This window comes from Ruania alba (assembly GCF_900105765.1).
In the GTDB taxonomy this organism is placed as follows: Bacteria; Actinomycetota; Actinomycetes; order Actinomycetales; family Beutenbergiaceae; genus Ruania; species Ruania alba.
The window spans coordinates 1,536,437-1,562,638 of record NZ_FNTX01000002.1 but is presented as its reverse complement, the minus strand read 5'-3'; the positions used below and the strand labels follow the sequence as shown (position 1 = coordinate 1,562,638).

Genomic DNA, 26,202 nt, shown 5'->3' with positions numbered 1-26,202 from the left:
CTTCGTCGGCGGAACAACCTCTCAGGGGCCGCGGTAGACGGACGAGTCGAACGCCTCGTACCCGTCGTAGTCCACCAGTTCGTACAGGCGGCTGCGGGTCTGCATCCGGTCCACGAGGCCCGCCTGGGTCCCCGCGGCGGCAAGCTCGTCCAGCCCAGCCTCGGCGGCACCCATGGCCAGCCGGAACAGGGTGACCGGGTAGATCACGATCTGTACCCCCGCATCGGCGAGCTGATCGGTGGTGAGCAGCTCGGACTTGCCGAACTCGGTCATGTTCGCGAGCACCGGCATGTCGATCGCCGAGGCGATCGCCTCGAACTCACGCTGATCGCGCATCGCCTCGGCGAAGATGGCGTCCGCCCCGGCATCCACGTAGGCCTTCGCCCGGTCGACGGCGGCTCGCACCCCGTCCAAGGCACGCACGTCGGTGCGGGCCATCAGCAGGAAGTCCGGGTCCCGCCGGGCTTTCACAGCCGCCTCGATCCGTTGGACGGCCGCGGGGAGGTCCACCACGGCCTTGCCCTCCAGGTGGCCGCACCGCTTGGGGTTGACCTGATCCTCGATGTGACAGCCGGCCAGTCCGGCGTCCTCCAGGCTCTGCACCGTACGGGCGAGGTTCAACGGCTCACCGAAGCCGGTGTCGGCATCGACGAGCGTGGGCAGGTCCGTCATCCGCGCGACCTGGCCGGACCGGGTGGCCACCTCGGTGAGAGTGGTCAGGCCGATATCCGGAAGGCCGAGGTCAGCGGCGAGCACCGCCCCGGACACGTACACCCCGTCGAACCCCTTCTCGGCGATGAGCCGGGCGCTGAGCGGGTTGAGCGCACCGGGAAACCGCAGCAGGCGCCCCTCGGCCAGGTCCGCCCGCAGTCGGGCCCGCTTGGCCGCCGGTGTGCTCCGGGCGTGCAGCATCTAAAACAGCCCCTTCGGGTTGCGCACCGTCCCGAGCAGTCCGGGTCGGGCGGTCACGGTGAGGCCGACCACCTCCTCGGCACTGAGCTCGGGCAGCCGCTGGACCAGCTCGAGAAAGCGAGCGGCCTCCTCAGGCTCAGCGACGCCGTCGGCAAGCATGCGGAACTTCTCCACGTACTGAGCACGCGCGAACGGGCGCGCCCCCAACGGATGCGCATCAGCCATCGCGATCTCCTCGGTGAGGGTGCGCCCATCGGTGAGCGTGATCTTCATCCGGCCACCGAAGGCTTTTTCGGCCGGGTCCTCGCTGTGATATCTCCGGGTCCACTCGGGGTCCTCCGCAGTGGTGATCGTGCGCCACAGTTCGACCGTGTCCGCCCGGCGGGCCCGTTCAGGAGCGTAGGAGGTCTCGTGGTGCCAGGCGCCGTCCTGGAGAGCGACGGCCACGATGTAGGGGATGGAGTGGTCCAGGGTCTCCCGGCTTGCACTCGGGTCGTACTTCTGCGGATCGTTCGCTCCCGAGCCGATCACATAGTGGGTGTGGTGGCTGGTGTGGATCACGATCGAGGCCACGTTCTTCGGGTCGGTCAACTCCGGGTGCGTGCGGTGCAGGCGGCGGGCCAGGTCGATGAGCGCCTGGGACTGGTACTCGGCCGAGTGCTCCTTGGTGTACGTGCGCAGGATTCCGGTCTTCGCCTCCCCGGGGGCGGGCAGGGTGACCTGATAGCGCGCCTCGGGGCCGTCGAGCAGCCAGGCGATCACACCGTCCTCTCCCTCATAGATCGGTTCCGGTGCGCTCTGCCCGCGCATCGCACGGTCTACCGACTCCACGGCCACCTTGCCGGCGAACGCCGGGGCGTACGCCTTCCACGAGGAGATCTGCCCCTTGCGCGACTGCCGGGTCGCGGTGCACGTGTGCAGAGCTTGCCCGATCGCCTGGAAGATCGTGGTGGTGTCCAGGCCGAGCAGCGTGCCGATCCCGGCGGCGGCGCTGGGACCGAGGTGGGCAATGTGGTCGATCTTGTGCTTGTGCAGGCTGATCGCCGTGACGAGGCTCACTTGGATCTCGTAGGCGACGGTGATCGCCCGGGCCAGCGAGGCGCCGTCTGCTCCGACATGCTGAGCCACGGCAAGGATCGGGGGAATGTTGTCACCCGGGTGGGAGTAATCGGCGGCGAGGAAGGTGTCGTGGTAGTCCAGCTCACGCACCGCCACCCCGTTCGCCCAGGCGGCCCACTCCGGGCTGACCCGCAGCTCGGGGCTGCGCCCGACGACGCACGCTCCGGCCGAGTACGGGTGCGCGAGAGCCTGCGCCCGAGCCGCCACCACCGGTTCCCGGAGCAACGAGGCGGTAGCTACGGCGGCGTTGTCGATGATCCGGTTGATCACCATGTCCACCACATCGCTCGGCACCGGCGCGGGGTCGGCGGCCAGTTCGGCGAGCTTCCAGGCGAGCTGCTCCGAACGCGGCAGGCCGTCCGCGCTCGTGCGTGGCCGGACCTCGTGAGTGATCGGCATCGGTGACCTTCCAGGAATCGTGGGTGGGGAAGCCGGGCGCCCGCAGCAGCCGTCAGCAGGCGTGATCGAGCGCGCCCTGGCAATGTATCCATACCCCGCCACCTCCCGCGCGCCCACAGCCGGCTCGACACGCGTGCGATCGTGGCGCATCGGTCACCGGGGCGATGCACCCTTATGCCTGATCCAGTGCCCAGCAGCCGTACCCTGAGGACATGTCCGCACACACCTCCTTCGGGCCTGGTACCCGCACCTCCCGGCACTCCGTGCGCGCCGTCGTCGCGCTGGTCCTGGGCGCCCTGCTCGGCGCCCTCGCCGCAGCCCCGGCATCGGCACACAGCGGGTTGATCTCCTCTGACCCGGAAGACGGCGCCACACTGACCACGGCGCCGGACTCACTGCTACTCACGTTCAACGAAGACATTCTCGAGATGGGCACGAACATCCAGATCACCGGCCCGGAGGGGACCGAGGTCTCCGACGGCGACCCCGAGCTGGACGGCCCTGAGGTACGCCAGCCACTGGTCACGGACCTCCCCGCCGGGGAGTACGTGGTGGTGTGGCGGGTGGTGTCCGCCGATGGGCACCCGATCGACGGCGAGCTCACCTTCACTGCCTCCCAGGGGCTCGGGGCGTCGGCCGCCGAGGGAGAGGCCGGTGGCGAGAGCGAACCGGCCGAGGACGACACGACCGAACCGGTGACTGAGGATCCGACCGAGGAAGTCACCGAGGCCGCCGACGAGGACGCGGCCTCGGACTCCACCGACGGTTCGGGCGGCAGTTCCGGAGCGGCAGCGTCCACCGACGCCGACGAGGCAACGAGCGGCGATGCGGAGGGAGCCGAGGAAGGGCCCTCCGCCGGCCGGATCGCGTTGTTCGCGCTGATTGCGCTCGGCGTGATCGGCGCGGTCACCGCCGCTGTGGTGCGGCTGCGGAGAAATTCATGAGTGCCGCGACGGCGAGTGTGTCGGCGTGGCCTCCGCCCGACTGGGAGCGGCGGTTTCGGGCACGGCGGGTGGGTCTTCCCGAGTGGGCGCTGCAGGCACCGGACCGAGCAGTGGTGGTGGCGAGCGTGGCCGGCACCCTGGAGGTGCACTCGTGGACCCCGTCTACCCGCAGCCTGGTGCAAGCCACGAGGCGAACGAATGGCACCACCGACGCCACCATCGACCCGCACGGCACGTGGCTCTGGTGGTTTGACGACTCCGACGGAGACGAGTTCGGTCGGTGGCGACGCCAACCGTTCGGGTCTCCCCCGAACTCCCGGGCCGAGGCCCCGATTCCCCTACCGGATGCCTACGATGCCGGACTGCTCCTTGCCGAGGACGGGACCGTCGTCGTGGGCCGTAGTGGCGACTTCGGCACTCAGGTGCACGCCCTCTACATAGGTCCGGGGGCAGCCGGGACAACCCCGCGACTGCTGTACGCGCACAGCGAGGCGGCGGAGGCGGCGGCGCTGAGCTGGGACGGGAACCTGGTGGCACTGGAGCACTCCGAACGCGGCGATTCCCGGCACCCGGCGCTGCGCGTACTGCGGGTGGACACCGGCTCCGCGCTGTCGGAGCTGGACGACGGTCCCGGGCGCGGATTGTTCGCACTCGACTTCGCTCCCCGGCCGGGCGATACCCGTCTGCTGGTGCGGCACGAGCGCGGCGACGTGGCCGGGCTGCTGATCTGGGACGTAGCCACCTCGACGGTGCAGACGCTCGACCTGGGGCTGCCCGGTGAAGTGGCCGACGCGCACTGGTACCCCGACGGCAGGTCGCTGCTGGTGGCCGTGGACCATGAGGCTCGTACGCTCACCTACCGGTACGACCTCGCCGACCGGTCGGTGCACCAGGTGGGATCGGCCACCGGGACTGTCTCCGGCGCGACCGCACGCCCCGACGGCGAGGTGTGGCTGGCCCGTTCCTCGGCCGCGGAGCCTCGAGACGTGATCGAGGCGAGCACGGGCACCACCCTGATCACCCTGGGCGAGAACCGGGTGCCAGGGTCTGTGTCAGTGGAGGATGTCTGGGCGGACGGCCCGGCCGGGCGGGTGCATGCCCTGCTGCGGAGGCCGGTGAACACCGTCGAGCCGCTGCCCGTGGTGGTGGAGGTGCACGGCGGACCGACCTGGCACGAGTCGGACTCGTTCAGCCCGTACGCGGCGGCCTGGGTGGATCACGGGTACGCGGTGCTGAGCGTGAACTACCGCGGGTCCACCGGCTACGGCAACGCCTGGCGGGACGCCCTCGAAGGCAGGGTGGGCCACACCGAGCTGGAGGACATCGCGGCCGTGCACGAGGCGCTGGCGCAGGCGGGGGTGGTGGACCGGGAGCGGTCCATCCTCGCCGGTGCGTCCTGGGGCGGGTACCTGACGCTGCTCGGGCTCGGCACGCAGCCGGAACGGTGGTCCCTGGGAGTCGCCAGCGTGCCGGTGGCCGACTACGTGACCGCCTACGCCGACGAGATGGATGCGCTGCAGGCGTTCGATCGGTCGCTGTTCGGTGGGTCACCGCGGCAGGTACCACAGGCGTACACCGACTCCTCCCCGATCACCTATGTGGGGCAGGTGCGCTCACCGGTACTGATCTTGGCGGGCACGAACGACCCGCGCTGCCCGTTCAAGCAGATCCAGAACTACGTGGACATGCTGCGCTCGCACGGCGGCGAGGTGGAGCTGTACACCTATGACGCCGGGCACGGTTCCGCGGTGGACGACGAGCGGGTGCGGCAGATGCGGGCCGAGCTGGAGTTCGTGGTGCGGCACGTCCCGGCCTGACCCTGCCTGACCCTGCCTCCCCACCCCGCCGAACGCAACCTTGTGCGGCGGATCGTTGCGAATCTGCCGCACAAGGTGACGCTCGGCCGGGCTCGGTCAGGCCGCGCGAGCACTGCCGGCAATACCCTGACGCACGAGCGAGACCATCCGTGCCGGGTAGCGCAGGTCCGAACCGGTGAAGCGCAGAATCGTCGCCCCAGCCGTGAGGAAATCGTTCTGGCGGTGCCGGTCGTGGAAGACCGCCGTGGGCCGCTCGTGGACCTCCTTGCCATCCATCTCGACGATCAACCATGCACCGCCCGGTAGCCGCCAGCCCATGTCGCCGTAGCCGAGTTCGGTTCCGTCCATCGCGACGATCGGCACCTGCAACTGGTCCGGCGCCATCCCCGCGTCGCGGAAGATCAGCCGGGCGCGGGTCTCGATCGGTGACTCTGCGCGCTGATCGACCAACGGCCACCACTCGTGGGTGCGTGCCGCGCCACGGCGGCCACGAAGCAGCCGGCGCACCGTACGCAGGTCAGAACGATCGACCACGTCGAGGTTCAGGGCCGAGTCCAGCACGCTGACCGCCGTCTCCCGGAACATCTCGCAGATCGACTGCGCCAGCGCATGCTCGGGCGGCACCACCGGGATCCCGTCGACCATCTGAACCTCGTCCCACTGGCCGAAGCTGCGCACGCGCACCTCCTCGCCTGGGTGCGCGAACGCGCCGCGCGGCAGGGCGATCTGCGGCTTGACGTCGATCGGCAGTCCCCACACCCCGTGCACGGCCAACGCGCACGGGCCCACGGCGACAGCCCGCGGCCCGCCGGCGAGGATGCCCACCCAGACCTGCCGCATCCTCCGGTGCTCCCATTCGGTCGGGTCCTCGATGATCCCGGGGTCGTAGACGCCTCGCGTGACGCGGCGCCACTGCCCCGACCGGACAAGCCGGGTCCGCACGTCGTGACTGATGCCGTGCTCGTCGCACTGGTGATGCGTGACGAGACCCTCTTGGCAACGGGCGTGGCGGTACAAGGCGAGCGGGAGTGAGGAGATTGCCATGTCCCGATCGTGACCGGGACGCGACCGTGGCGTGCCCGAGCTCAGCCTGGGGATGTGGACGCGCGCGCATCGGGACATCCCTGTGCACAACCACCACTCGCCCCGGCCAGCGCCCCAGCGCCCACCCGCCGAGCGCAACCTTGTGCGGCGAATATCGCGAGAACGCCGCACAGGGTTGCGCTCGGCCCTGCGGGTGGGTGGGTGCGCGGGGTGGGTGGGTGCGCGGGGCGGGTGGGCTCGGGGCTGGGTCAGGACTGACGCAGCCAGGCGGTGGTGGCCCCGGGGAGGTGACCGGCCGCCGTCAAGCTTGCGCTGCTGAGCAGCAGCTCACCTTCTGGGAGTTCGACGGCGTCTGTGCCGAAGTTCGTCACGCTCACCCAGCCGTTGGGCCGGCGGAAGGCGAGGACCTGCTCGTCGCCGGTCTCCAGCCACTCCAGGGTCTCCTCGGACTGCAGCTCTCGGCGCAGCGCAAGCGCCTCCCGGTAGAGGGTCAGTGTGGACCCGGGCACGCCGTCCTGTGCCTGTACCGAGGAGGGGCCGAACCACTCAGGCTGCGGCAGGTCGGGCTCGGCAGCACCGAACCCGAAGGACGGGCCGTCCGTGGTCCACGGCAGCGGCACCCGGCAGCCGTCCCGGCCGATCTCGGCACCCTCGGTGCGAAAGAACGTCGGGTCCTGGCGCTGCTCGGCGGGAATCTCGGCCACCTCGTGCAGGCCGAGCTCCTCCCCCTGGTAGAGGTAGGAGGACCCGGGCAGCGCCAGCTCGAGCAGCGTGGCTGCCTGCGCCCGGCGCAGCCCGAGGTCACGGTCCAGGGTGGGCTCGGTGCCACCGCTGAGCAGCCACGCGAAGCCGGCCTTGCGCTCGTCTTCGGTGCGGGGCGGCAGCCCGTACCGGGTGGCGTGCCGCACCACGTCGTGGTTGGAGAACACCCAGGTGGTGGACGAGCCGGACCGCTCGGCCAGCTCCAGGTTGAACGTGATGATGTCCTTGAAGTCGCTCGCGTCGAAGTTGGCCTCGAGCAGGTCGAAGTTGAACGCCTGCCCCAGCCCGTCCGCGCTCGCGTAGCGCGAGCGCCGGTCCGCTTTCACCCACGCCTCCGCCACGGCCGTGCGCGGCGGGTCGTAGGAGTTGAACACCTCGCGCCACTCGGCGTAGATCTCGTGCACCTCGTCGCGGTCCCACATCGGGTGGTTGCCGTCCACGGGGATCGCGTCGAGCTCGGCCTGGCTGGGCAGCTCCTCGGGAAGATCCTTGGCGCAGCCGTGCGCCACGTCCACGCGGAACCCATCCACACCCCGGTCGGACCAGAACCGGAGCGTGTGCAGGAAGTCGGCCCGCACCTCGGGGTTGGCCCAGTTCAGGTCCGGCTGCTCCTTGGCGAAGAAGTGGTGGTACCACTGCCCGTCCTCCACCTGGTGCCAGGCCGGCCCGCCAAAGGTGGAGCCCCAGTCGGCCGGCGGCTCCTCGCCGTTGACGCCCTTGCCGTCCCGGAAGATGTACCGATCCCGCTCCGGTGATCCCTTCGGAGAAGCCAGCGCCGCCTTGAACCACTCGTGCCGATCCGAGGTGTGGTTCGGCACCACGTCCACGATCAGCCGGATTCCCGCCCCGTGCAGTGCGGCGACCATCGCGTCGAAGTCGGCGAGGGTGCCGAGCTTCGGGTCGACGTCACGGTAGTCGTCCACGTCATACCCACCATCAGCCAGGGCCGAAGGATAGAACGGGCTCAGCCACACGGCGTCGATCCCGAGGCTACTCAGATAGGGCACCTTCTGAGTGATCCCACGCAGGTCGCCCAGCCCGCTGCCGTTGGAGTCGGCGAAAGCACGGGGGTAGATCTGGTAGACGGCAGCCTGCCGCCACCAGGTGGGGTCGGAGGAGAGCGCCGAGGTGGGCTCGCTGGCCAGGGTGTTCGTCATGAGGGTGAGCGTCTGCCTTCTTGTTGTAGGTACGGCGGGGACTGGAGACGTCACTGCGGCGGGAGCAACTGCGGACACCACCTGATCGCAGCCTCTGTATTGCCCGAGATGACCCCGCTGGCCCGTGCGGCTCTGCTGCGGGCGCAGGCTGCGCACCCGACACCGTCACTGGAACGTCTATAGATCGTGGCATTAGATCTATGTATTCGATCATCCTGGGGTGTACGACTACAGTCAAATGGTGACATCGAACGCCGTCGTGAGCTCGCCGCAGGTGCTACGCCGCGCGAACGCGGCCACCGTCCTGCGTACCGCATGGAACGGTGCACCGTTCACCGCCAGCGACCTGATCGCGGCTACCGGACTCACCCGATCGACCGTGCTCGGTCTGTGCGACGAGCTGGCCACCAGCGGGTGGATCACCGAGCTGGCCAATGCTCGGGCCGCCGGCTCCTACAGCAAGGGCCGGCCGGCACGGCGGTACGCGTTCAATCCCACCGCCGGTCATGTGGTGGGCGTGGACGCGGGGCTGCATCGCGTGACCGCCTCGGTCGCTGACCTGGCAGGGGCCGAGCTCGGCACGGCCGAGCGGACGCTGGCGGAGGACGACACCGACCGCACGCTGCGACGCACGACCGTGCTGGACGTGGTCGAGGACGCTCTCGACCGGGCCGGTGTGGCCCCGGACGAGGTGTTGGTCACGGTGGCCGGTGTGCCTGCACCCACCGACTCCCGGGGCGACTCCCCCGCCGATCATGACTTCTGGAACCGGATGAACCCCGGTCTGCCACAGGCACTCGCGCGCCCCGGTCGCACGGTCGTGGTCGAGAACGACGCCAACCTGGCTGCGGTGGCCGAGGGAGCCGTTGGATCCGGGAAGCACCTGACCTCGTTCGCTGTGCTGCTCTCCGGGGAGCGGTTCGGCTCCGGCCTGATCGTCGACGGCGAGCTCCTCCGCGGGCGGACCGGCGGTGCGGGCGAGCTGCGCCTGCTGGATCTGGTGGACGGCGTCGGCGGGCCGGAGGGCCTTGGCTATGTGGCGCGCGAGATGGTGCGGGAAGCCATCGACGCGGGCATGGTGCCGGCGGGCTCGGCGCTGCTGCGCGCGGGCCCGGAGGGGCCGGACGCGGAGCATGTGTTCGCCGCCGCGCTGAACGGAGACTCTCTCGCGACCGACATCGTGGCACGGCTCGCGGACCGGCTGGCGCGGGTGTGTGCGGTGATCGCGACCATGCTCGACCTGGAGCGGATCGTGGTGGCCGGGGCGATTGCACCGGCGTTGGAGCCGGTCGTCTCACAGGCGACGGCGCTGCTCGAGGAGTACACCCATCCCCCGTTCCCCACGATCGTCGCCTCCGAGCTGGGCGCGGATGCGGTTCGCACCGGTGCCCTGCACCGCGCCCTCGCACTGGTGCGGGCGAACCCGCTGGACTTCACGCTCCCGGCGCGCGCCGTCGCGGTGTGACGCCGAGCCCACAGAGACGAGATCGCCCGCCGGTCCGGCCGTTCGCGTGAACGGCCGGACCAACGGGCGATGGTTGCGCGAGCGGGCCTACGCCTGCTTGGCGGCGATGAGCTCAGCGATCTGAATGGCGTTCAGGGCGGCACCCTTGCGCAGGTTGTCACCGGAGATGAACAACGCGAGACCGCGCCCATCGGGCGCACCCGGGTCCTGACGGATCCGGCCCACGAAGGTGGGGTCCTGACCCGCGGCGAGCAACGGCGTCGGTACGTCGGCGACCCGCACACCGGGCGCCTCGGCGAGGATCTCCTCGGCGCGAGCCGGTGTGATCGGCCGCTCGAACTCGGCGTTTACCGAGAGGGAGTGCCCGGTGAACACGGGGACCCGCACGCAGGTGCCCGAGACCAACAACTCGGGCAGGCCGAGGATCTTGCGGGACTCGTTGCGCAGCTTCTGGTCCTCGTCGGTCTCGCCGGACCCATCATCGACGAGGCTGCCGGCGAGGGCCACCACGTTGTAGGCGATAGGGGCGACGTACTTGACCGGGTCCGGGAAGCGCACGGAGGCACCGTCATGGGTGAGCCCGGCAATGTGTTGATCCACGGTGCCGCGGACCTGCCCGTCGAGCTCTTCCACGCCGGCCAGTCCGCTACCGGAGACGGCCTGGTAGGTGGAGACGATCAGTCGACGCAGCCCTGCCTCCGCATCCAGCGCCTTGAGGACGGGCATCGCTGCCATCGTGGTGCAGTTCGGGTTGGCGATAATGCCCTTGCGGGCATCGTCGATCGCCTCGGGGTTCACCTCGGACACCACGAGCGGCACGTCCGGGTCCATCCGCCATGCCGAGGAGTTGTCCACGACGACGGCCCCCGCCTCCGCGAAGCGCGGTGCCTGAGCCTTGGAGGTGGATCCCCCGGCCGAGAAGAGCGCCACGTCCAGGCCGGTCAGGTCCGCCGTGGAGGCATCCTCGACCACGATCTGCTCACCCTTGAACTCCAGGGTGGTACCGGCTGAACGCGCCGAGGCGAAGAACCGGACGCTGTCAGCCGGGAAGTCCCGCTCCACGAGCAGCCGCCGCATCACGGCGCCGACCTGCCCGGTCGCGCCCACGACTCCGATGTTCAGTCCCATCTCAGCGCCCCGATCCGCCGTAGACCACGGCCTCGACGTCGGTGGCATCCAGACCGAACGCGGAGTGCACGGCCCGCACAGCCTCGTCAAGGTCCTCGCTGCGAGTGATCACCGAGATTCGGATCTCCGAGGTGGAGATCATCTCGATGTTGATCCCGGCGTCACGCAGAGCCGCGAAGAGCTGCGCCGAGACGCCCGGGTGCGAGCGCATCCCGGCACCCACCAGGGACAGCTTGCCCACGCCGTTGTCGTACTGGACCTCCTGGTAGCCGTACTCGTTCGCAAGGGCGGCAAGAGCAGCCCGCGCTGCCTCGCCCTGCTCGTGCGGCAGGGTGAAGGAGATGTCCGTGACGCCCGAGTGATGCGCGGAGACGTTCTGCACGATCATGTCGATGTTCACGCCGGCGGCAGCCACGGCCTCGAAGAGCTGGGCGGCACTCCCGGGCACGTCCGGGACACCGAGCACCGTGATCTTGGCCTGGGACCGATCGTGTGCGACGCCGGAGATGAGCGGTTGTTCCATGGATCCTTCTTCTTCGTTGTCGGTGACGAGGGTGCCGTCATGCGCGGAGAACGAGGAGCGCACGTGGATCGGAACCTGATAGCGGCGCGCGTACTCGACGGCACGCAGGTGCAGGATCTTCGCCCCGTGCGCGGCCATCTCGAGCGTCTCTTCCATGCTGATCCGGTTGATCCGGCGAGCGGTGGGGACGATCCGCGGGTCGGCGGTGAACAGCCCGTCCACGTCGGTGAAGATCTCGCACACCGAGGCGTTCAGGGCTGCCGCGAGGGCCACGGCTGTGGTGTCGGACCCACCGCGGCCGAGTGTGGTGACGTCGTTCGTGCTCTCGGTGACGCCTTGGAATCCGGCCACGATCGCGACCGCACCGTCGGAGAGAGTCTCCTGAATACGGCTCGGCGACACGTCGACGATCCGGGCGTTGCCGTGCTCGGTGTCGGTGATCATGCCGGCCTGCTGACCGGTGAACGCCTGAGCGTCCACACCGAGCTCGTGGATCGCCATCGCGAGCAACGCCATGGAGATGCGCTCACCAGCCGTCAGCAGGATGTCCATCTCACGGGACGGCGGGGCGGAGTTGATCTTGCCAGCCAGGTCGAGCAGCTCGTCGGTGGTGTCTCCCATGGCGGAGACGACCACCACCACATCGTTCCCGGCCTGCTTCGTCTCGGTGATCCGTCTCGCGACGCGCTGGATGCTCTCGGCATCGGCGACGGAGGATCCGCCGAACTTCTGGACAATGAGTGCCACTGGGCGCTCCGGGGGGTAGAGAACTGGACAATCAATGGTAAAGGCCGCACCGGTCCTTGGCGGCGGCCCGTCCGGATCTCGGTATGACGCACCTCACACTCGCCAAAGCGAAGACGCGCTGCACCGGGTCAGCGACCGTGCGCGACGTCCCAGCCGAGCTTGATGATCAGCACCGCCACCACGACCACGAAGGCGATCCGGATGAATCGGCTCCCTCGTGCCACTGCCGTGCGGGCCCCAAGATAGGCACCGACCATGTTGGCCGTGCCCACCAGCAGCCCGATCCCCCACAGCACCGCCCCGTGCGGAACGAAGAACGCGAGCGCCCCGAGGTTGGTGGCGAAGTTCACGATCTTGGCCAACGCCGTCGCCGGGAGGAAGGCATAGCCGAGCACGCTGACCAGCCCGATCACGAGAAAACTCCCCGTCCCCGGCCCGAGCAGGCCGTCGTAGGCCCCGATCGTGGCGCCGACGAGCATCGCCATGCCGTAATGGTGGTTCCCCGTCCAGCGCAGGTCCGTCGAAACCCCGACCTTCGGCTTGGCCACCGTGTAGACCGCCACGGCCACCAACACCACGATGATGATCGGCTTGAACGCCTCGGCCGGGATGTTCGCGGCGAGCGCCGCTCCCCCGACGGCGGCCAACAGTGCCGCGATCGCCATCGGTGCCGCAGTGCGCAGGTCGGGGTGCACCCGCCGGTAGTAAGTGAGCGAACTGGTGGAGGTGCCCATGATGCTGCCCACCTTGTTCGTGGCGAGCGCCTGCACCGGACTGATCCCGGGAACGAGCAACAGGGCCGGCAGCTGGATCAGTCCACCGCCTCCCACCACGGCGTCCACGAAACCTGCAGCCAGACCGGCGAGGGCGAGCAGCAACACGGTCCACACCGTGAGCTCGAGGCCGGCTGATCCCGGCAGGGTGAAGGTCGCGTCAAGGAACTCGGGCACGCGGAGAGTCTTCCACCACGGCGAGCCGAACCCGATTCGAAAGGCCAGGAACTGCTCGAGGGGTCAGTCGGCGGAGTGCAGCGCCTCGAACTCGGCCTCACCGGCCACGTCCGGGTCCACGTCGAGCCGCAGGTGCGCGATCAAGCCGAGCAGCACCCGCGTGGCACTGGCCGCACGCTCGCCCCAGTCGGACAGGTAGGAGAACTGCCACCACCACAGCGCCTCGGACGCGTGCCCGGCGCGGTGGTGCTTCAACCCGACCATCAGCGCCTGGGCGACGTCAGCCAGGTCGTTGCTGAGGCTGCCCACGGTCACCTCGGTGGACACCAGCGGGTCGGACACCTCGTGGTACTCGTCCACCCCCTCGAGAAGGTTCGCCAGGGAGAGGCGCAGCGGCTCCATGTCCGGGTCAGGGCCGTCGTCGGGCTCGAATCGCTCGGCCGGGACCACGTCCACGATGGCGCCCAACCGGGCACCAGCCGCGGTGAGGTCGGAGACGGCGAGCAGCAGCAACGGGATCGCTGCCTCCGGGGTAGCACCCGAGGCCACCTCGCGCACGGTCTGCAGATAGCGTTCGGACACGGCGGCGGTGGCGGTGCCCAGCACACGCAGATCCGAATCCAGCTCCAGCTGTTCAGACATCGATGCTCCTCCTCCCCTCGAACGCTCGGCCGAGGGTGATCTCGTCGGCGTACTCCAAGTCTCCACCCACGGGCAGGCCGGAGGCGAGTCGGGAGACAGTCAGTCCCATCGGACGCAGCATCCGGGTGAGGTAGGTGGCCGTCGCCTCGCCCTCCACGTTCGGATCGGTGGCGATGATGATCTCCTCCACCTCGCCATCAGCCAGCCGCGTCATCAGTTCCCGGATGCGCAGATCGTCCGGACCCACGCCATCGATCGGATTGATGGCGCCGCCGAGCACGTGGTAGCGGCCGCGGAACTCCCGGGTGCGTTCGATGGCCACCACGTCCTTGGCCTCCTCGACCACGCAGAGCAGCGCCGGGTTGCGGCGTGGGTCGCGGCAGATCCGGCACCGCGCTTCCTCGGCCACGTTTCCGCAGATCTCGCAGAACCGGACCCGTGCTTTCACCTCGGTGAGCGCGGTGGCCAGGCGTTGTACCCGCTCGGTGTCAGTGGAGAGGATGTGGAAGGCGATCCGCTGGGCACTCTTCGGGCCCACCCCCGGCAGCTGACCGAGCTCATCGATCAGTTCCTGCACCACACCGTCGTAGGCGCTCATTGTTCACTCCCGTCCGGGTGCTCGACGATCTCGTCGATCACGGTCCCGCCGAGCAGGCGCGCCACCAGGGGGGCGCCCACCAGTCCTGTGGATTCGATGTCGGGGTCGTTCGGGTCCGGTGTGTCGTCGTCGAACCCCGACGGCGTCCCGTCCGTTGCCGGGGGTGCCTCAGCTTGTGTCTCGGGTCGGCGTGGTGAGGCCGTGGCTGCCTCGCGTGCGGCCTGGAGGGCCTGGTCCCGTGGCGAGGCGCCGGGCGTCGATCCAGGGGGCGGCCCGGGCGCGTAGGGGTCCTCGGGCGGTTCAGCCGGCGGGATCTCGTCATCAGCAGGTGTGACAGGTGTCGGCTCGGCCTGGGTGACCGGATCCGCCGGTGGTGCTCCCGCTTCTGCCGCGGGTGCGCCGTCGAGCGGGGTCGAAGCCGGTGCTACGGACGATGGACGGTGTGGGTCACCCTCCGCATCGGCGGAGTCGTCGGGGTCGGAACTATCGGAGCCGGGCTCGTCCCACGGTGGTGCGGCGCTGGCGCCTCCCGAGTCGTGTGACGTGGCGGGTGGCGGTGTGCTCGTCGGGCGCACGTTCGACGAGGCCGGACGGGCTGTCGACGGACCATTCTGCGGCGCCGGAGCCGGGCTGGCGCCACCGGCAGGCCCCCAGTCCGCCGACGGCGCCGGCGGTGCTGCTGGTGCGGGCGGGGTCGGTGCCGACCCGTCGGTGACGATCGGCTCGATCCGTACGGTCAGTCCCAGGGTCTCTTGCAGCGCCCGGGCCAAGAAGTCGGTGTGCCCACCGTTGCGGAACGTGGAGGCCAGGCCGGAGGTGGAGAAGCCGAGGGTCAGCGTGTCCGCGGTCAGACCCACGACCTGGGCATCCTGGGAGATGAGCGCCCATGTGGTGCGCTTGACGCGGGTGAGGGTCTCCAACACCTCGGGCCACCGTCGGCGTACCTGATCGGCGGTCATTCCCGCACCGGTGTCCGGGGCCTGCGCGGGTGCCGCTGCGGGTGGCTGCTCCGGCACGGTCGGTGCTGGTTCGGTCGGTGCAGGCTCCGGCGTGGCGGGTGCGGCCGGCGGAACGCTCGACGAGGACGCGCTGGGGGCGTGCTCAGGCGCCCGTGGCGGCTGAGGTTCCGGGGCCGGCTCGGGTGTTCGATTCGACGACGCGTTGGGCTCAGGAACCGCGTTCGGCCGACCCTGCGGCTCGGCATCCGAGTCCGCCGTCGGGGCGGGACGCGGTGCGCTCGGCGGCGAGGTGATCGGTCCCGGAGCGGGGGTCTCGGGTGTAGTGGGGCGGTTCGACGGCGGAGCGGCCGGTGGTCCCGGCTGAGGTGCGGGGACCGCTCCCCCGGCGGCGGCCCCTTCGAGCCGGTCCAGCCGGGCACCGAAGCCGTCCACACCATCGTCGGCGGCGGGCAGCAGCAACCGCGCACACAGCAGCTCCAGCTGGAGGCGCGGTGAGGTGGCGCCCGTCATCTCGGTGAGCGCCTCGTTCACCAGGTCAGCGCTGCGGGAGAGCACATGGGCGCCGAGGTGCCCAGCTTGGGCGCGCATCCGCTCGAGCTGGTCCTCGGGCACAGCGCGCAGCACGGTCTGGGCGTTCTCCCCGGCTGCCCGCACCACGATCAGGTCCCGGAGCCGCTCCAGCAGGTCCTCGACGAACCGCCGCGGGGCGTGTCCGGAGCCGATCACCCGGTCCACGACGCGGAACAGACTGCCTCCGTCCCGCGCGGCGAGCGCCTCCACCGTGTCATCGAGCAGGGTGCCGTGGGTGAACCCGAGCAGGGCGACAGCTCGCTCGTACCCGACCTCACCGTCGGACGCTCCCGCGATGAGCTGATCGAGCACGGAAAGCGAGTCACGGACGGATCCCCCGCCGGCACGCACGACCAGGGGCAGCACCCCCGACTCGACGGTGATCTGCTCGGCAGTGGCGAGCGAGTCCAGGTAGGCGGTGAGCCGGTCCGGCGGCACCAGACGGAACGGGTAGTGGTGGGTGCGGGACCGGATCGTCCCGATCACTTTCTCCGGCTCCGTGGTGGCGAACACGAACTTCACGTGTGGCGGCGGCTCTTCCACCAGCTTCAGCAGGGCGTTGAACCCCTGCGGGGTGACCATGTGCGCTTCATCGATGATGAACACCTTGTAGCGATCGCGGGCCGGCGCGAAGGCCGCGCGCTCGCGAAGCTCGCGGGCATCATCCACACCGCCGTGGGACGCCGCGTCCATCTCGACCACATCCAGGGACCCCGGGCCCCCGCGGGCGAGCCCGGTGCAACTGTCGCACTGCCCGCAGGGCGTGGCAGTCGGCCCCTGGGCGCAGTTCAGACATCGGGCGAGAATCCGCGCCGAGGTGGTCTTCCCACAGCCCCGCGGACCAGAGAAGAGATAGGCGTGCGTGATCCGGTCATTCTCCAGCGCCGCCATCAACGGTGCCGTGACGTGCTCCTGACCGATTACGTCGGCGAACGTCTCGGGCCGGTAGCGGCGGTACAACGCAGTGCTCACCCGTCTCACAATAGGCGCCTATACCGACATCGTGCCCAGACGGTCCACCACCGGTCCGCATCGAGGCAGCAACGCAAACCCCGCCGGGGAAGAAAAGGACCCCTCGCGCACCCGCCAGAGCCCGCCTGCCCTTGCTGCCTTCCGGCCCTGGGGGAGTTCAGCGAGATGACGCCACACGAGGGGTCTGCATCCACTGTACCGCCCACACCAGGGTGAGCGGCAACGGCCGGTGTCAGCGCCGTCACACCGAGCGAGTTCGCCTGGCCGCTCACGAACCGCTACCCTGGACGTCGGCCTGGAGGATTCGCCTAGTGGCCTATGGCGCACGCTTGGAAAGCGTGTTGGGTGCAAGCCCTCGGGGGTTCGAATCCCCCATCCTCCGCCAGACGCAGTTGCCCCCAGCCACGCTTTTCGGCTGGGGGCAACTGCGTCTATGGGATAAAGCGGATTCGGGAGGCCTCCACAGCGGAGCGAGGAAGGCCGGTTCCCCCATCCTCCGCCGAGGGAGCGCGAGGGACGAGATCGCCCCCTGGGAGGAGGCGGCCGTCGCATCACCTCACCTAGGATCGACTCTGTGATCTTCAAGTCCGTGGGTGATGACCGCCCGTACCCCGACCATGGACTCCGCCGCACCAGGGACTGGGCGGAGATCCCACCCCGACAGGTACGCCTGGACGAGCTCGTCACCACGAAGGCCACCCTGGACCTGCGCAGCCTCCTGTCGGAGGACTCCACGTTCTACGGGGACCTGTTCGCACACGTGGTCCAGTGGCGCGGAGTGCTCTACCTGGAAGACGGACTGCACCGTGCCCTGCGGGCGGCTCTCCAGCAACGCAATCTCCTGCATGCCCGGGTGTTGGAACTGTGACGGCAACGAGGCGGACGCCGGTATCCTTCGAGCCGTCATCAGAAAGTCAGTGAGGTTCTTCTGTGAGCACGCCCGCCAAGGCACGAGCTGCCCGACGACGTCACCTGCAGCAACGGCAGACCGTCATCTTCGGCACGCTCATCACTGCCATGTTGGTGATTGGCCTGGCGGCCGGAGCGGTATGGGTGGGCATCCTTCCCTCTCCGGTGTCCATCGCGATCAGCGAGCCCGAGTCGACCGAGACCGGTGACGCAGGGCCGTGCCCACCGGAAGCAGCCACCTATGTCCCGCTCAACGAGATCTCCGCGAACGTGCTCAACGGCACCAGTCGTTCGGGTCTCGCTGCGAGTACCTCCGCGGAACTGGGCGACCGCGGCATCTCCGTGGGCCGGCAGGACAACGCCGAGTCCCCGTTCGCGGGGGTGGTGCGAATCGTCTCGGGACCTGAGGGGCTCGCCGCTGCCTACACCGCCGGGGTGCTGTTCACCGATGCCCGCATCGAGGTCGACTCGCGCACGGACGAGACGATCGATGTGATCCTCGGCTCTGCTTACGAGGCGTTACGCTCCGCCGACGAGGTCGACATCGACCCTGCTGTGGAGATTCCGGTTCCACAGGGTTGCGAGCCACTGAGCACACCAGAGTCGGCTGACACCTCGCCGTCGGCCGAGGAATAAGGTGCCTCGCGTGCAGGTGAACCAGGAGAGATCACCGTTCGTGAACTCGTACACGCTGCCTCTCCCGGATCCGGCGCGCACATTCTCCGGCCCCGGTTATTACTCCGCGCCGGCACCGACCTCCGGCTTCGCGATCGCTGCATTCGTGCTCGGACTCCTCGGTGTTCCGTTTTTCGTGCCCGGCCTCGGCGGCGTGGTCTTCGGGATCCTCGCTCTGCGCCGCATCCGACGAACCAACGCTCGAGGTCTTGGGCTCGCGACCGCAGGGCTGGTGATCGGAGGGCTCGCCGCTACGGCGTGGTCGCTGGGCCTCGTGGCCGTTTGGCTGCTCGGTTGATGAAGCCGTTCCTGCTGTTGGCCACCCGGGCGGAGGACGCCGCCGCGGATGCCGAGTACCGGGCCTTCCTGCGCTATGGCGAGCTGAGCGACGGCGACCTCGTCCGGCACCGCCTGGAACGCGACCAGCTCCCTGCATTGGATCTCGACGACTACTCCGGCGTGATCGTGGGAGGCAGCCCGTTCAACTCCTCGGACCCGGACCACCTCAAGTCACCGACGCAGCATCGGGTGGAGTCCGAGCTCAGCGGCTTGATGGACGAGATCGTCGTCCACGATTTCCCATTCCTCGGCGCTTGCTATGGCGTCGCCACGCTCGGAGTGCATTGTGGCGGAGTCGTGGACACCACCTACGGCGAGGTCGTGGGTGCCGTGCGCATCGACCTGACTGCCAAAGGGTCGGCCGACCCGCTCCTGCAGGGTGTTCCCAAGTCGTTCCAGGCGTTCGTCGGGCATAAGGAAGCGTGCCGTGTCCTACCGGCTGATGCGACGCTGCTCGCGACGTCGCAACGGTGCCCGGTGCAGATGTTCCGCGTCGGTGAGAACGTCTACGCCACGCAGTTCCACCCCGAGCTCGATGCCGAGGGCCTGGCCACGAGAATCGCGGTCTACGACCGGCACGGGTACTACCCGGACGGCACGAGAGAGGACATCGCTCATGCCGCACACCGGGTTGATGTCTCCTGGGCGCCCCGAGTCCTGCGGAACTTCACCGAGAAATACCGGCGCCCCTAGCGCAGACCGCGAGCGCCGGCAGACCTATGCGACCCGCCGGAGCGAGGCTCGCTGCAGGATCCCCCGCGACCGGGTTCGGTCTCGAACTGTGCACCGTTGGTGGTGCGCGCCATCGGGAGCACCACCTGATGCCAGTAGTGGTCCATGAAGTCGGCCACTGCCGCGGCATCCTTGGGCGGGTCGAGGGCGAAGTCCAGGACCGCAACGCCGACGGCGAACCGCACGACCATCAGCGCACGCACGTCCTCGTCGCCGCTCGGCTCGAGCAGGTGACCGGCCACTCCGGTCGCGATCATCTCACGGGTATGCGCGATGGTGACGGCGAGCAGCTGATCGCACATCGTGCCGCCCTCGGCGAACGCCTTCATGCAGTAGTGCACCGAGTGCACCAGGTCGTCCGAGTCCTCGTCCAGACGCTGTTGAAGCCCGGTCGCGTCGAAGACCTGCGGGAGCCCCTGCTCCACCCGGGCGAGGATCAGGTCATCGCACTCCTGCCGCAGCTTCGCCTTCGATCCGAAGTAGTGCGTGATCAGGCCTGCGGTCACTCCAGCCCGTGCCGCTATCGCACGAAGGCCGACGTCGAACCCGTCGGTCGCGAACGCAACCAACGCTGCGGAGAGGATCCGCTGCCTCGTCTTCGCAGCAACATCGCTCTTCTCAGGTTCGGTCATAGTGCAGTACTTCCTCTCGACTCACCCCCCGGTATGTCGGACATGAAGCCACGGTGCGCATCCCATTCAACCGCACATCCGTGGCCTGAACGTTATTCTATCGTGATCAGGTTGTGACTGACGCCATCACGCTCACGGTGGTGTTCACTCTTGTGCGACCACCCAGTCAACGACTCCGGAGGTCAGTGGCGCGACCGCCCCCGCTCGTGGTGGTGGGACCTCGATGTCGCGGTCGGAGACGGTGACCCTGATGTTCATCGCCAGCGGCATGGCGATCGCCTCGTCGACGATCGAGGACTCGATGACGACGCGGTGGTCACGCGCCTCGTAGCGGTCCGGAAGGTGGGCCAGCTGTGCAATCATCTCGTCGCGTTCGGGCTCGGCGGTGCCGCTCCAGTTCGCGATGCCGTCGGTCCCCCACTGTGCGGCGATGTCAGCAGGTGTCTCCGGGACCGGGACACGGGTCAGAACGGCGTGCCAGTTGTCGTTGCCGCGGGCCGCAGCGACGTCGTCCGTGCCACAGTTGCGCACCTCCCATCCCGCCTCGCGCACCCCGGCGCGCAACGCACGGTAGGCGTTCTCGGCAAAGGGTTCGTCTGTGTCGAAGAGCACGCACACCCGTGCGCCGTCGTCTACCCCGGCCGCTTCCCGGTCAGCGATCGCCTCCTGCTCCGACCGCGCGAACGCCTGCTCGAAACCGGCGTCCTCGACGGCGATCTGGTAGCCGTCGGTACTTGGCGGGAACAGCAGCACACTGGTGCTCTCCTGTGCACCCGCCCATGGCCCCGCTCCGGCCTCGGCCACGTCCCGCTGTTGCACGGCACGCAGGAATGCCTCTCGCGCACTGTGCCACGCGAACTCCCCCCGGTCGTTGCGCAGAATCAAGACCCAGTAGGTCCCGTCGTGAGCGGTGGCGACACTGTAGTCGTTGCGCTCCATCTGCTCGGTGGTCTCCCGGTTCGGCGCAGTTGGGGCCACTTGCACGACGTCCAGTGTCTCCCCGATGGAGTTGAGCGGGTCCGAGACGGTGGTCTGGCGCAGCTCAAGGGTCTCGTACTCCGGCGTGGGCGTGCCGGTGTACTCCGGATTGACCACGAGGCGGACCCGTTGTGCATCGGGTCTGCTCTGATCGACCTGCTCCACCCGAAACGGACCGCTGGAGAGCAGCAGCTCGGCCGGGATGGAGCTCCCATCACCGTCGCCAAGATCGAACCCGGTGTTCCATGCCCGGGAGATCGCCGCCACGGCGCTTTGCTCCTCGTCGACGATCGCGGAGATGACGGCCTGCTTGGCCTCCATCGGGTCCTCGATCCCGAAGGCAAGCTGTCCGACGACGTGCGCTGGGACGGCAACGTTCAGCGCGGTCTGCCAGTCGGTGACCGGTTCGGGATAGGTCACCTCGATCGAGCGGGCGAACTCGTCGTAGTCAGGCACCTCGGCACTGGCCGCGAGTCCGGTGGGCACGGAGTCGAACCATGCAGTGTCGCCGGGCACCTCGAGCGTGCCGTCCTCCGTGGTGGCAGCGGCCGGATCGAAGTCCTCCGGTGCGAGCGCATTGGAGCCGGCCGCCCAGGCCAGCAGCAGATCGGCAGCATCGACGGGGATCCCGTCGGACCACTGCGGTTCGGCCAGGTCGTAGGCAACGGTGAAGCCTTCCGGCTCGGTGATCGTGACAGTGCCGAAACTCTCGTCGATCTGCACGACGCCCTCGACCGACTCGGCGAACTGGGCGCGGGTGAGTGCTGAGACGTCGTGATTGCCGGCCGTGTTCCCACTCGTACTGGCGACATTGGTACTGGTCATCTGCTCCGACCAGCCGATGGTGGCTGTGGTCCCGGCAATCACGGTGTTCGGGAGGGACGGGCCACCGCACGCCGCGAGCATGAGCGCCACCATGGCCACGCACACCGTCGGCAGCGCAGTCTGAGAACGCCACGGTCGCACCACCGCCGTCTCTCCCTTCCTGCTCGCTTCCGGCTCGGACGATTCTACGGTCCGTCGCCGATGCACCGATGGACGACGAGGACCGCACGATCGTGGCACCACAGCCCCCTTCCTCATGGATCTGCTCCTGCTTCTGCCACTAGGGTGACTCAGATGGGATTGACGGACGTACTGGGCTACGTGGTTGCTGGACTTCTGATTCTTCTCGTGCTGGTCGGCGTGCTTCTCGGCGTCCGTCAGAGCAAGAAGCAGCGAACCGCGTTGACCCGGTGGGCCGAGCAGCACGACTGGACGTTCACGGCCAAAGAACCGAAACTCACGGGGCGATGGACGGAGTTTCCGATCCGTGGAGCCGGGAGTGCGAGTCATGTCATGCACGGACGTGTCGCGGAAGGTGAGGTCACCTCCTTCACGAACTACGTGACCACGGCCGGGAGCTCGTCCACCACGGCACGCCACGTCATCGTGCTGACGGTCGGGGCAACTCTTCCGACCGTGGTGGCTGCGTCCCCGTCGACCACCATCACCAATCCGCACCCCAGCGTGGCGGTCAACCCGTCAGATCCGCAGTTCACCTGGCCGGTCTTCGCCCACGACGAGGCAGGCGCGAGAGCAGCAGCGCAACTCTTCTCACCGGGTGTGCGTGACCGGCTCATGCGTGAGGACGCCGCTCTCCCCTCCATGACCCTGACGCTCGAAGGGCAGGACGTCGTCCTCACCGCACCGGGAGCCCAGAAAATCGATCGCCTCGAGTATCGGGTCGCTCTCGTTCGTGATCTGGTGCGCATGATGGGTGTCGGCTGACCACGGTCGGGCGTAGGTCGCTCTACTCCGAGGCGGCCCGGGCGGCTCCCGGCGCCTCCGGTGCACGCCACCGTACGCTCGCCACGCACGCGTCGAACAGCGACCGCATCGCGTTGAAGGCCGGTGTGTCATCCGGCGTGTCGACCGGCCGCCCGAAGCCGGCCACGAGCTGCAACGCGCGGCGACGCTTCGCCCCGGGTATCGGGGTGAGGTAAAGGACTGAGTGGCTGATGATCGTGTCCGACCCGATCTGCACCGGCTGCTGCCGCTCACACCGGATCGTCCGCTTGTCGGCCAGCAGTGGCGTGGCGCCATGACTCCGCACCAGGGTCGCCACCACCTGGTCGAGGGTCTCCCCGACGTCGGCACGCCGTATCGATGCATTCATCGACACCGGGAGGTAGAGCGTCTCTTCCTCCGAGCCCTCCGGGACGAACATCGCAAAGACGCCGTTCTTACGCATGTCGGCGAAGGACTGCTGCACCTGCGCTCGCAGCTGACCGTAGACGTCCGGACGGTGCGCCTCCATCAACCGGCTCTTCATGCGCGCCAGCATGTCCTCCATCGTGGCCGCATCCGGTGTCCGGCGGGCCCAGCCCGGAGGAAGCGTCATCTCGAACTCGGGGTCGTCACGCACACCCATCTCGTCCCGAAGGGTCGTCGCCGTCATTACACCGCCTCCAGTCGCCACGGACCGTCGTCATAGATTCCTGCTGGTTCGTCCGACGTGAACACCGTTCCATCCGCAGACTCCAACCGGAGGGAGTCCAACAGTCCGATGAACCCGGCTCGGACATCGTTGAGCACAGGTGCCGGCATCTCCTGCAATGCGACCACCAAGGCCGTCGCACCGTCGTTGAAGACGAACGCGGTCGAGAAGACCTCCACCTCGCCGCCGTCATCGGTATACACACGACGCTCGGTGTACTGCACGCCCGGCCCGACGTGCGGCGCCTCGACCCGGTGGGCGACCCCGTCCCAGGTGTCCCAGGGAGGAAGTCCGTCATTGGGCAGCACCGCGATGCGGCACATGCACGCGATCGGGGCGAACACCGGCCACACCTGGAACAGCAGCAACGCGTCCGACTCGCTCCGCTCCCCTGCCGCAGCATCGAGGAGCGAGCGGACGTCGTCGTCATAGTCATGCGTCCACTCGGCGCCCCAGATATCGCGCAGTTCTGTTGCGCGGCCGTCGACCCACTGCGCACGAGCGGCGTCGTCCATCCCTGCGGGCACCAGCAACCATCCTGGTGCGACCGTCTCCACCGTCGCGGTCCACCGATCTCGTCCGTCCATGCCAGGCACCTTCCCCGATTCATGAGCCTCGTACGCGACAGCGTGTCGACCCTACCTCGCCGACATCTCAACGCCGGCCGTCGAGCGGCACGGACGCCGGCCGGCGGCCCGCACCACCCCTCGACGTGGCCGACGCGCCTATTGGTCCTGCAGCTGCTTGACCCGCTCCACCGCGCTGTCCGACGGCGGCAGGTGGTCGGTCACCGAGCTACCCGTGTCGTACCATCCCTTGTAGCTCTGGTACTGGTTGAACACAGACGTCGCGATGTCCTGGCGGAGATGCTGCATGCCGTTCGGCCCACCGAGCATGTAGTTCGCCGCATCGTCCCGCCACTGGGCACCGGTACTTCCGGTCATCAGTTTCGAGATGCCGTCGGAGACGTTCTTGTTCTTGAGCAGCGTGTACACGCTGTCACCGGCGTAGGAGCTGGGCTTGAACGAGGAGATCGCATCCGCACCGAACTCTGCGAATCGGCCCTGGCCCAACTTCCCCAGCTTCCCGACCGGCAGCACACCGATCGCTGCAATAGCTATGTCCCATCCATTGGCATCGCCGATGAATGCCTGGCAGATGACGACGACCAACGAGAGCACACCGATAACGGCCGCGGCGATGCCCAGGATCGGGCCACCGATGATCAGGGCGGCGACACCGACGATGAGCCCGGCCCAGCCGAGAACCTTGCCGGCAATATCGAGGAACGAACGCCAACCACCGTCTTCGATCTCGCCCGACATCTCGTCACTGATGTCAGTGACCGCCTTGTCGAACGCGTTCTCCCACGTGTCGTAGTCGCTGTCGAAGAGGATCGCCTCGGCTTCCCAGGCCTCGTACGCTTCCTGCTTCTCCCGGTTCTGCTCGGCTTCCTCGGCTGCTTCCTCGCTGTCCCCGGAGTCTGCGCCACGAGGATCAGCGTCCCGCGTGCCAGGCAGGAAGTAGTACGTCCTCCACAGGTCGTCGCAGTTCTCTGCGTGGGCGTTGATGTTGGGCTGAACCGAGTCGAGTTCGTCCCCATAGGTCCGGATCACGGGCCCCACGGGCTCGTAGAGATCGGCCGATTCGTACAGCGTCTCGTAGGAGTCCCCGATCGTCTCCCGGAGCTTCTCGATGGCCTTGCCCTGCTGGTCCTCAGCCCTGTTCTTGATGTCGCTGAGGACCCCGGCAGCATCGCGCATCTGCCCGCCCAGCAACTCGATCTCTGTTCCCCTGGCGATGATCTCCGAAGGGTTGCCAACCACAGACATGATGGTGCGGCCCCTCGGGGACGGCGGCATGTACATGAACGGTGCTCCTAAAAGTCCTTGAGGTCGCCCGGCCTTATTCCTCGGGCTCCAGTTTGACGGCCATCTCGGCGTCCCAATCCTCCACGCCGTCGATCACGCCCTTGAGGTGCTTCTGGACATCGCTCAGGCCCTCCTTGAGCTTGTCCCGCTTCACGTCCCACCGCGTCTCGAAGTCCTCGGCCTTCTCCCGCAGGTCGCTGTTCCCGAACGGTGCACCGATGGCACGCTCCAGGGCTTCGGACCTGCTCACAGCGTTCTCGAACTCCTCGACGATGTTCGTCAGCTGCTCATTGGCCGTCTTGAGTTCGTCGAGGGAGAGATAGATGTCTGCCACGGCGTGGTTCCTTCACCTTGTCCTGGATCAGTTGACGGTGCCCACTGCACCACCAGCGGGCCTGGAAACGGTGGGGACTGGGTACACACCCGGTCCCCACCGTTCCCTGCTCGAGCGTGCTCAGCCGCCGGCGAGCTGGTCGTCCAGGTCGCGGATGGACTGCGCCATGTCACGCAGGGCCTGCGCCATGTCGTTCACACCCTCAGACGCATCCTTGAGGCCCGTGGTGAGCTCGTCGTAGCCGTCCTTGAACTTGCCGGACGCCTTCTCGGTCTTGAAGCCATCCTCGACGAGCTCGTCGACATATCCCTGGCACTCCTCGAGTGCCGAGTCGATGCTGTCCTTGCCGTCGTCCAGCTTGTCGGCGCACGACTCCATCTCGTCGTACGTTGCACCGAAGTCGGTCATCGATCCCAACCTTCCTACGTATCGGATTCGGGCCCCTACTTGGATCACCCAGGAAAGACTCTATGGAAGGGTCATCCCGGGCTCAATGGGGAGGGGTCCCCATCGAGTCTGTTCACCCTCGACAGGGTGTTGCCGAG

25 protein-coding genes, 1 tRNA gene and 1 other RNA gene are annotated in these 26,202 nt (G+C 68.4%); 9 read left to right on the top strand and 18 right to left on the bottom strand.

Features of this window, described 5'->3' with window-relative positions; genetic code table 11:
* Positions 1 to 21 precede the first annotated feature (21 nt).
* Together prpB and BLU77_RS17395 are read right to left on the bottom strand one after the other, a co-directional pair.
* The gene (gene prpB, locus BLU77_RS17400) at positions 22 to 912 is read right to left on the bottom strand and encodes a methylisocitrate lyase (RefSeq protein ID WP_089774287.1); all 891 of its coding nucleotides are present in this window, start codon (positions 910 to 912) and stop codon (positions 22 to 24) included.
* On the bottom strand, positions 913 to 2,430 hold the full coding sequence (locus BLU77_RS17395) for an MmgE/PrpD family protein (protein WP_089774286.1): 1,518 nt from the start codon (positions 2,428 to 2,430) through the stop codon (positions 913 to 915).
* 212 nt (positions 2,431 to 2,642) lie between these two features.
* Between BLU77_RS17395 and BLU77_RS17390 the strand changes: the two genes are divergently transcribed.
* Both BLU77_RS17390 and BLU77_RS17385 read left to right on the top strand, forming a co-directional pair.
* On the top strand, positions 2,643 to 3,374 hold the full coding sequence (locus tag BLU77_RS17390) for a copper resistance CopC family protein (protein ID WP_089774285.1): 732 nt from the start codon (positions 2,643 to 2,645) through the stop codon (positions 3,372 to 3,374).
* A complete protein-coding gene (locus tag BLU77_RS17385) occupies positions 3,371 to 5,191 on the top strand; it encodes a S9 family peptidase (protein WP_089774284.1) in 1,821 nt (606 codons plus the stop codon). The genes BLU77_RS17390 and BLU77_RS17385 overlap by 4 nt, the downstream gene beginning before the upstream one ends.
* A 96-nt stretch (positions 5,192 to 5,287) precedes the next feature.
* Here the strand turns inward: BLU77_RS17385 and BLU77_RS17380 are convergent, their stop codons facing one another.
* On the bottom strand, positions 5,288 to 6,235 hold the full coding sequence (locus BLU77_RS17380; protein ID WP_089774283.1) for a PDDEXK family nuclease: 948 nt from the start codon (positions 6,233 to 6,235) through the stop codon (positions 5,288 to 5,290).
* Between the two features lie 248 nt (positions 6,236 to 6,483).
* Positions 6,484 to 8,154 carry a glycoside hydrolase family 13 protein gene (locus tag BLU77_RS17375; protein WP_089774282.1) on the bottom strand — a complete coding sequence of 557 codons (1,671 nt, stop codon included), beginning with the start codon at positions 8,152 to 8,154 and terminating at the stop codon, positions 6,484 to 6,486.
* Between the two features lie 241 nt (positions 8,155 to 8,395).
* Between BLU77_RS17375 and BLU77_RS17370 the strand changes: the two genes are divergently transcribed.
* Positions 8,396 to 9,619: an ROK family protein gene (locus tag BLU77_RS17370; protein ID WP_245708927.1), complete on the top strand. Its 1,224-nt coding sequence runs from the start codon at positions 8,396 to 8,398 to the stop codon at positions 9,617 to 9,619.
* Positions 9,620 to 9,706: 87 nt separating this feature from the next.
* On the opposite strand, the gene BLU77_RS17365 is transcribed toward BLU77_RS17370, so the two are convergent.
* The 7 genes from BLU77_RS17365 to ffs form a co-directional block, all read right to left on the bottom strand.
* Positions 9,707 to 10,747 (bottom strand): aspartate-semialdehyde dehydrogenase, encoded by a 1,041-nt coding sequence (locus BLU77_RS17365; protein WP_089774280.1) that lies wholly within the window; start codon positions 10,745 to 10,747, stop codon positions 9,707 to 9,709.
* 1 nt (position 10,748) lies between these two features.
* Entirely contained in the window at positions 10,749 to 12,017 is a 1,269-nt protein-coding gene (locus BLU77_RS17360; protein ID WP_089774279.1) for an aspartate kinase, read from the bottom strand.
* Between the two features lie 128 nt (positions 12,018 to 12,145).
* Positions 12,146 to 12,937, bottom strand: coding sequence for a TSUP family transporter (locus BLU77_RS17355; protein ID WP_175477297.1), 792 nt, complete (start codon positions 12,935 to 12,937; stop codon positions 12,146 to 12,148).
* A gap of 93 nt (positions 12,938 to 13,030) precedes the next feature.
* Positions 13,031 to 13,609, bottom strand: a complete 579-nt coding sequence (locus tag BLU77_RS17350; protein ID WP_089774278.1) for a DUF5063 domain-containing protein — start codon at positions 13,607 to 13,609, stop codon at positions 13,031 to 13,033.
* Positions 13,602 to 14,207 carry a recombination mediator RecR gene (gene recR, locus BLU77_RS17345; RefSeq protein WP_089774277.1) on the bottom strand — a complete coding sequence of 202 codons (606 nt, stop codon included), beginning with the start codon at positions 14,205 to 14,207 and terminating at the stop codon, positions 13,602 to 13,604. Before recR ends, BLU77_RS17350 begins: the two co-directional genes overlap by 8 nt.
* Positions 14,204 to 16,708 carry a DNA polymerase III subunit gamma and tau gene (locus BLU77_RS17340; protein WP_089774276.1) on the bottom strand — a complete coding sequence of 835 codons (2,505 nt, stop codon included), beginning with the start codon at positions 16,706 to 16,708 and terminating at the stop codon, positions 14,204 to 14,206. Before BLU77_RS17340 ends, recR begins: the two co-directional genes overlap by 4 nt.
* 91 nt (positions 16,709 to 16,799) lie before the next feature.
* Positions 16,800 to 16,896: signal recognition particle sRNA small type (gene ffs, locus BLU77_RS17335), an RNA gene on the bottom strand.
* 109 nt (positions 16,897 to 17,005) lie between these two features.
* Here ffs and BLU77_RS17330 point away from each other — a divergent pair.
* From BLU77_RS17330 to BLU77_RS17310, 5 genes are all read left to right on the top strand, one after another.
* Positions 17,006 to 17,093, top strand: a tRNA-Ser gene (locus tag BLU77_RS17330).
* Between the two features lie 189 nt (positions 17,094 to 17,282).
* Positions 17,283 to 17,576 (top strand): type II toxin-antitoxin system VapB family antitoxin, encoded by a 294-nt coding sequence (locus BLU77_RS17325; RefSeq protein ID WP_089774275.1) that lies wholly within the window; start codon positions 17,283 to 17,285, stop codon positions 17,574 to 17,576.
* 62 nt (positions 17,577 to 17,638) lie between these two features.
* Complete coding sequence (locus BLU77_RS17320) at positions 17,639 to 18,253, top strand: LytR C-terminal domain-containing protein (protein ID WP_089774274.1); 615 nt, start codon at positions 17,639 to 17,641, stop codon at positions 18,251 to 18,253.
* Between the two features lie 40 nt (positions 18,254 to 18,293).
* Positions 18,294 to 18,590, top strand: coding sequence for a DUF4190 domain-containing protein (locus tag BLU77_RS17315; RefSeq protein WP_175477192.1), 297 nt, complete (start codon positions 18,294 to 18,296; stop codon positions 18,588 to 18,590).
* Positions 18,590 to 19,324 (top strand): glutamine amidotransferase, encoded by a 735-nt coding sequence (locus tag BLU77_RS17310; protein WP_089774272.1) that lies wholly within the window; start codon positions 18,590 to 18,592, stop codon positions 19,322 to 19,324. The genes BLU77_RS17315 and BLU77_RS17310 overlap by 1 nt, the downstream gene beginning before the upstream one ends.
* On the opposite strand, the gene BLU77_RS17305 is transcribed toward BLU77_RS17310, so the two are convergent.
* Positions 19,321 to 19,995: a TetR/AcrR family transcriptional regulator gene (locus BLU77_RS17305; RefSeq protein ID WP_089774271.1), complete on the bottom strand. Its 675-nt coding sequence runs from the start codon at positions 19,993 to 19,995 to the stop codon at positions 19,321 to 19,323. The two genes, BLU77_RS17310 and BLU77_RS17305, sit on opposite strands and share 4 nt — an antisense overlap.
* Before the next feature lie 144 nt (positions 19,996 to 20,139).
* On the bottom strand, positions 20,140 to 21,942 hold the full coding sequence (locus tag BLU77_RS17300; RefSeq protein WP_175477191.1) for an ABC transporter substrate-binding protein: 1,803 nt from the start codon (positions 21,940 to 21,942) through the stop codon (positions 20,140 to 20,142).
* Positions 21,943 to 22,092: 150 nt separating this feature from the next.
* Here BLU77_RS17300 and BLU77_RS17295 point away from each other — a divergent pair, with 150 nt between their 5' ends.
* Positions 22,093 to 22,743: a hypothetical protein gene (locus BLU77_RS17295; RefSeq protein ID WP_089774269.1), complete on the top strand. Its 651-nt coding sequence runs from the start codon at positions 22,093 to 22,095 to the stop codon at positions 22,741 to 22,743.
* Between the two features lie 22 nt (positions 22,744 to 22,765).
* Here the strand turns inward: BLU77_RS17295 and BLU77_RS17290 are convergent, their stop codons facing one another.
* The 5 genes from BLU77_RS17290 to BLU77_RS17270 form a co-directional block, all read right to left on the bottom strand.
* Positions 22,766 to 23,413 carry a hypothetical protein gene (locus BLU77_RS17290; RefSeq protein ID WP_089774268.1) on the bottom strand — a complete coding sequence of 216 codons (648 nt, stop codon included), beginning with the start codon at positions 23,411 to 23,413 and terminating at the stop codon, positions 22,766 to 22,768.
* A complete protein-coding gene (locus BLU77_RS17285) occupies positions 23,413 to 24,039 on the bottom strand; it encodes a hypothetical protein (protein WP_089774267.1) in 627 nt (208 codons plus the stop codon). The genes BLU77_RS17290 and BLU77_RS17285 overlap by 1 nt, the downstream gene beginning before the upstream one ends.
* A gap of 138 nt (positions 24,040 to 24,177) precedes the next feature.
* Positions 24,178 to 25,278 (bottom strand): hypothetical protein, encoded by a 1,101-nt coding sequence (locus tag BLU77_RS17280; RefSeq protein ID WP_139177831.1) that lies wholly within the window; start codon positions 25,276 to 25,278, stop codon positions 24,178 to 24,180.
* Positions 25,279 to 25,357: 79 nt separating this feature from the next.
* Positions 25,358 to 25,657, bottom strand: a complete 300-nt coding sequence (locus BLU77_RS17275; protein ID WP_089774265.1) for a flagellar protein FlgN — start codon at positions 25,655 to 25,657, stop codon at positions 25,358 to 25,360.
* Positions 25,658 to 25,777: 120 nt separating this feature from the next.
* Positions 25,778 to 26,065: a WXG100 family type VII secretion target gene (locus BLU77_RS17270; RefSeq protein WP_175477190.1), complete on the bottom strand. Its 288-nt coding sequence runs from the start codon at positions 26,063 to 26,065 to the stop codon at positions 25,778 to 25,780.
* Between the last annotated feature and the right edge of the window lie 137 nt (positions 26,066 to 26,202).

What these genes read in the sequence shown, in the direction of transcription:
- BLU77_RS17385 (WP_089774284.1), top strand. Translation starts at nt 3,371, where the DNA reads ATGAGTGCCGCGACGGCGAGTGTGTCGGCGTGGCCTCCGCCCGACTGG.
- BLU77_RS17350 (WP_089774278.1), bottom strand. Translation starts at nt 13,609, where the DNA reads ATGTCTGAACAGCTGGAGCTGGATTCGGATCTGCGTGTGCTGGGCACC.
- BLU77_RS17270 (WP_175477190.1), bottom strand. Translation starts at nt 26,065, where the DNA reads ATGACCGACTTCGGTGCAACGTACGACGAGATGGAGTCGTGCGCCGAC.
- BLU77_RS17295 (WP_089774269.1), top strand. Translation starts at nt 22,093, where the DNA reads ATGGGATTGACGGACGTACTGGGCTACGTGGTTGCTGGACTTCTGATT.
- BLU77_RS17375 (WP_089774282.1), bottom strand. Translation starts at nt 8,154, where the DNA reads ATGACGAACACCCTGGCCAGCGAGCCCACCTCGGCGCTCTCCTCCGAC.
- BLU77_RS17310 (WP_089774272.1), top strand. Translation starts at nt 18,590, where the DNA reads ATGAAGCCGTTCCTGCTGTTGGCCACCCGGGCGGAGGACGCCGCCGCG.
- BLU77_RS17285 (WP_089774267.1), bottom strand. Translation starts at nt 24,039, where the DNA reads ATGGACGGACGAGATCGGTGGACCGCGACGGTGGAGACGGTCGCACCA.
- BLU77_RS17365 (WP_089774280.1), bottom strand. Translation starts at nt 10,747, where the DNA reads ATGGGACTGAACATCGGAGTCGTGGGCGCGACCGGGCAGGTCGGCGCC.
- BLU77_RS17390 (WP_089774285.1), top strand. Translation starts at nt 2,643, where the DNA reads ATGTCCGCACACACCTCCTTCGGGCCTGGTACCCGCACCTCCCGGCAC.
- BLU77_RS17380 (WP_089774283.1), bottom strand. Translation starts at nt 6,235, where the DNA reads ATGGCAATCTCCTCACTCCCGCTCGCCTTGTACCGCCACGCCCGTTGC.
- BLU77_RS17395 (WP_089774286.1), bottom strand. Translation starts at nt 2,430, where the DNA reads ATGCCGATCACTCACGAGGTCCGGCCACGCACGAGCGCGGACGGCCTG.
- BLU77_RS17305 (WP_089774271.1), bottom strand. Translation starts at nt 19,995, where the DNA reads ATGACCGAACCTGAGAAGAGCGATGTTGCTGCGAAGACGAGGCAGCGG.
- recR (WP_089774277.1), bottom strand. Translation starts at nt 14,207, where the DNA reads ATGAGCGCCTACGACGGTGTGGTGCAGGAACTGATCGATGAGCTCGGT.
- BLU77_RS17290 (WP_089774268.1), bottom strand. Translation starts at nt 23,413, where the DNA reads ATGACGGCGACGACCCTTCGGGACGAGATGGGTGTGCGTGACGACCCC.
- prpB (WP_089774287.1), bottom strand. Translation starts at nt 912, where the DNA reads ATGCTGCACGCCCGGAGCACACCGGCGGCCAAGCGGGCCCGACTGCGG.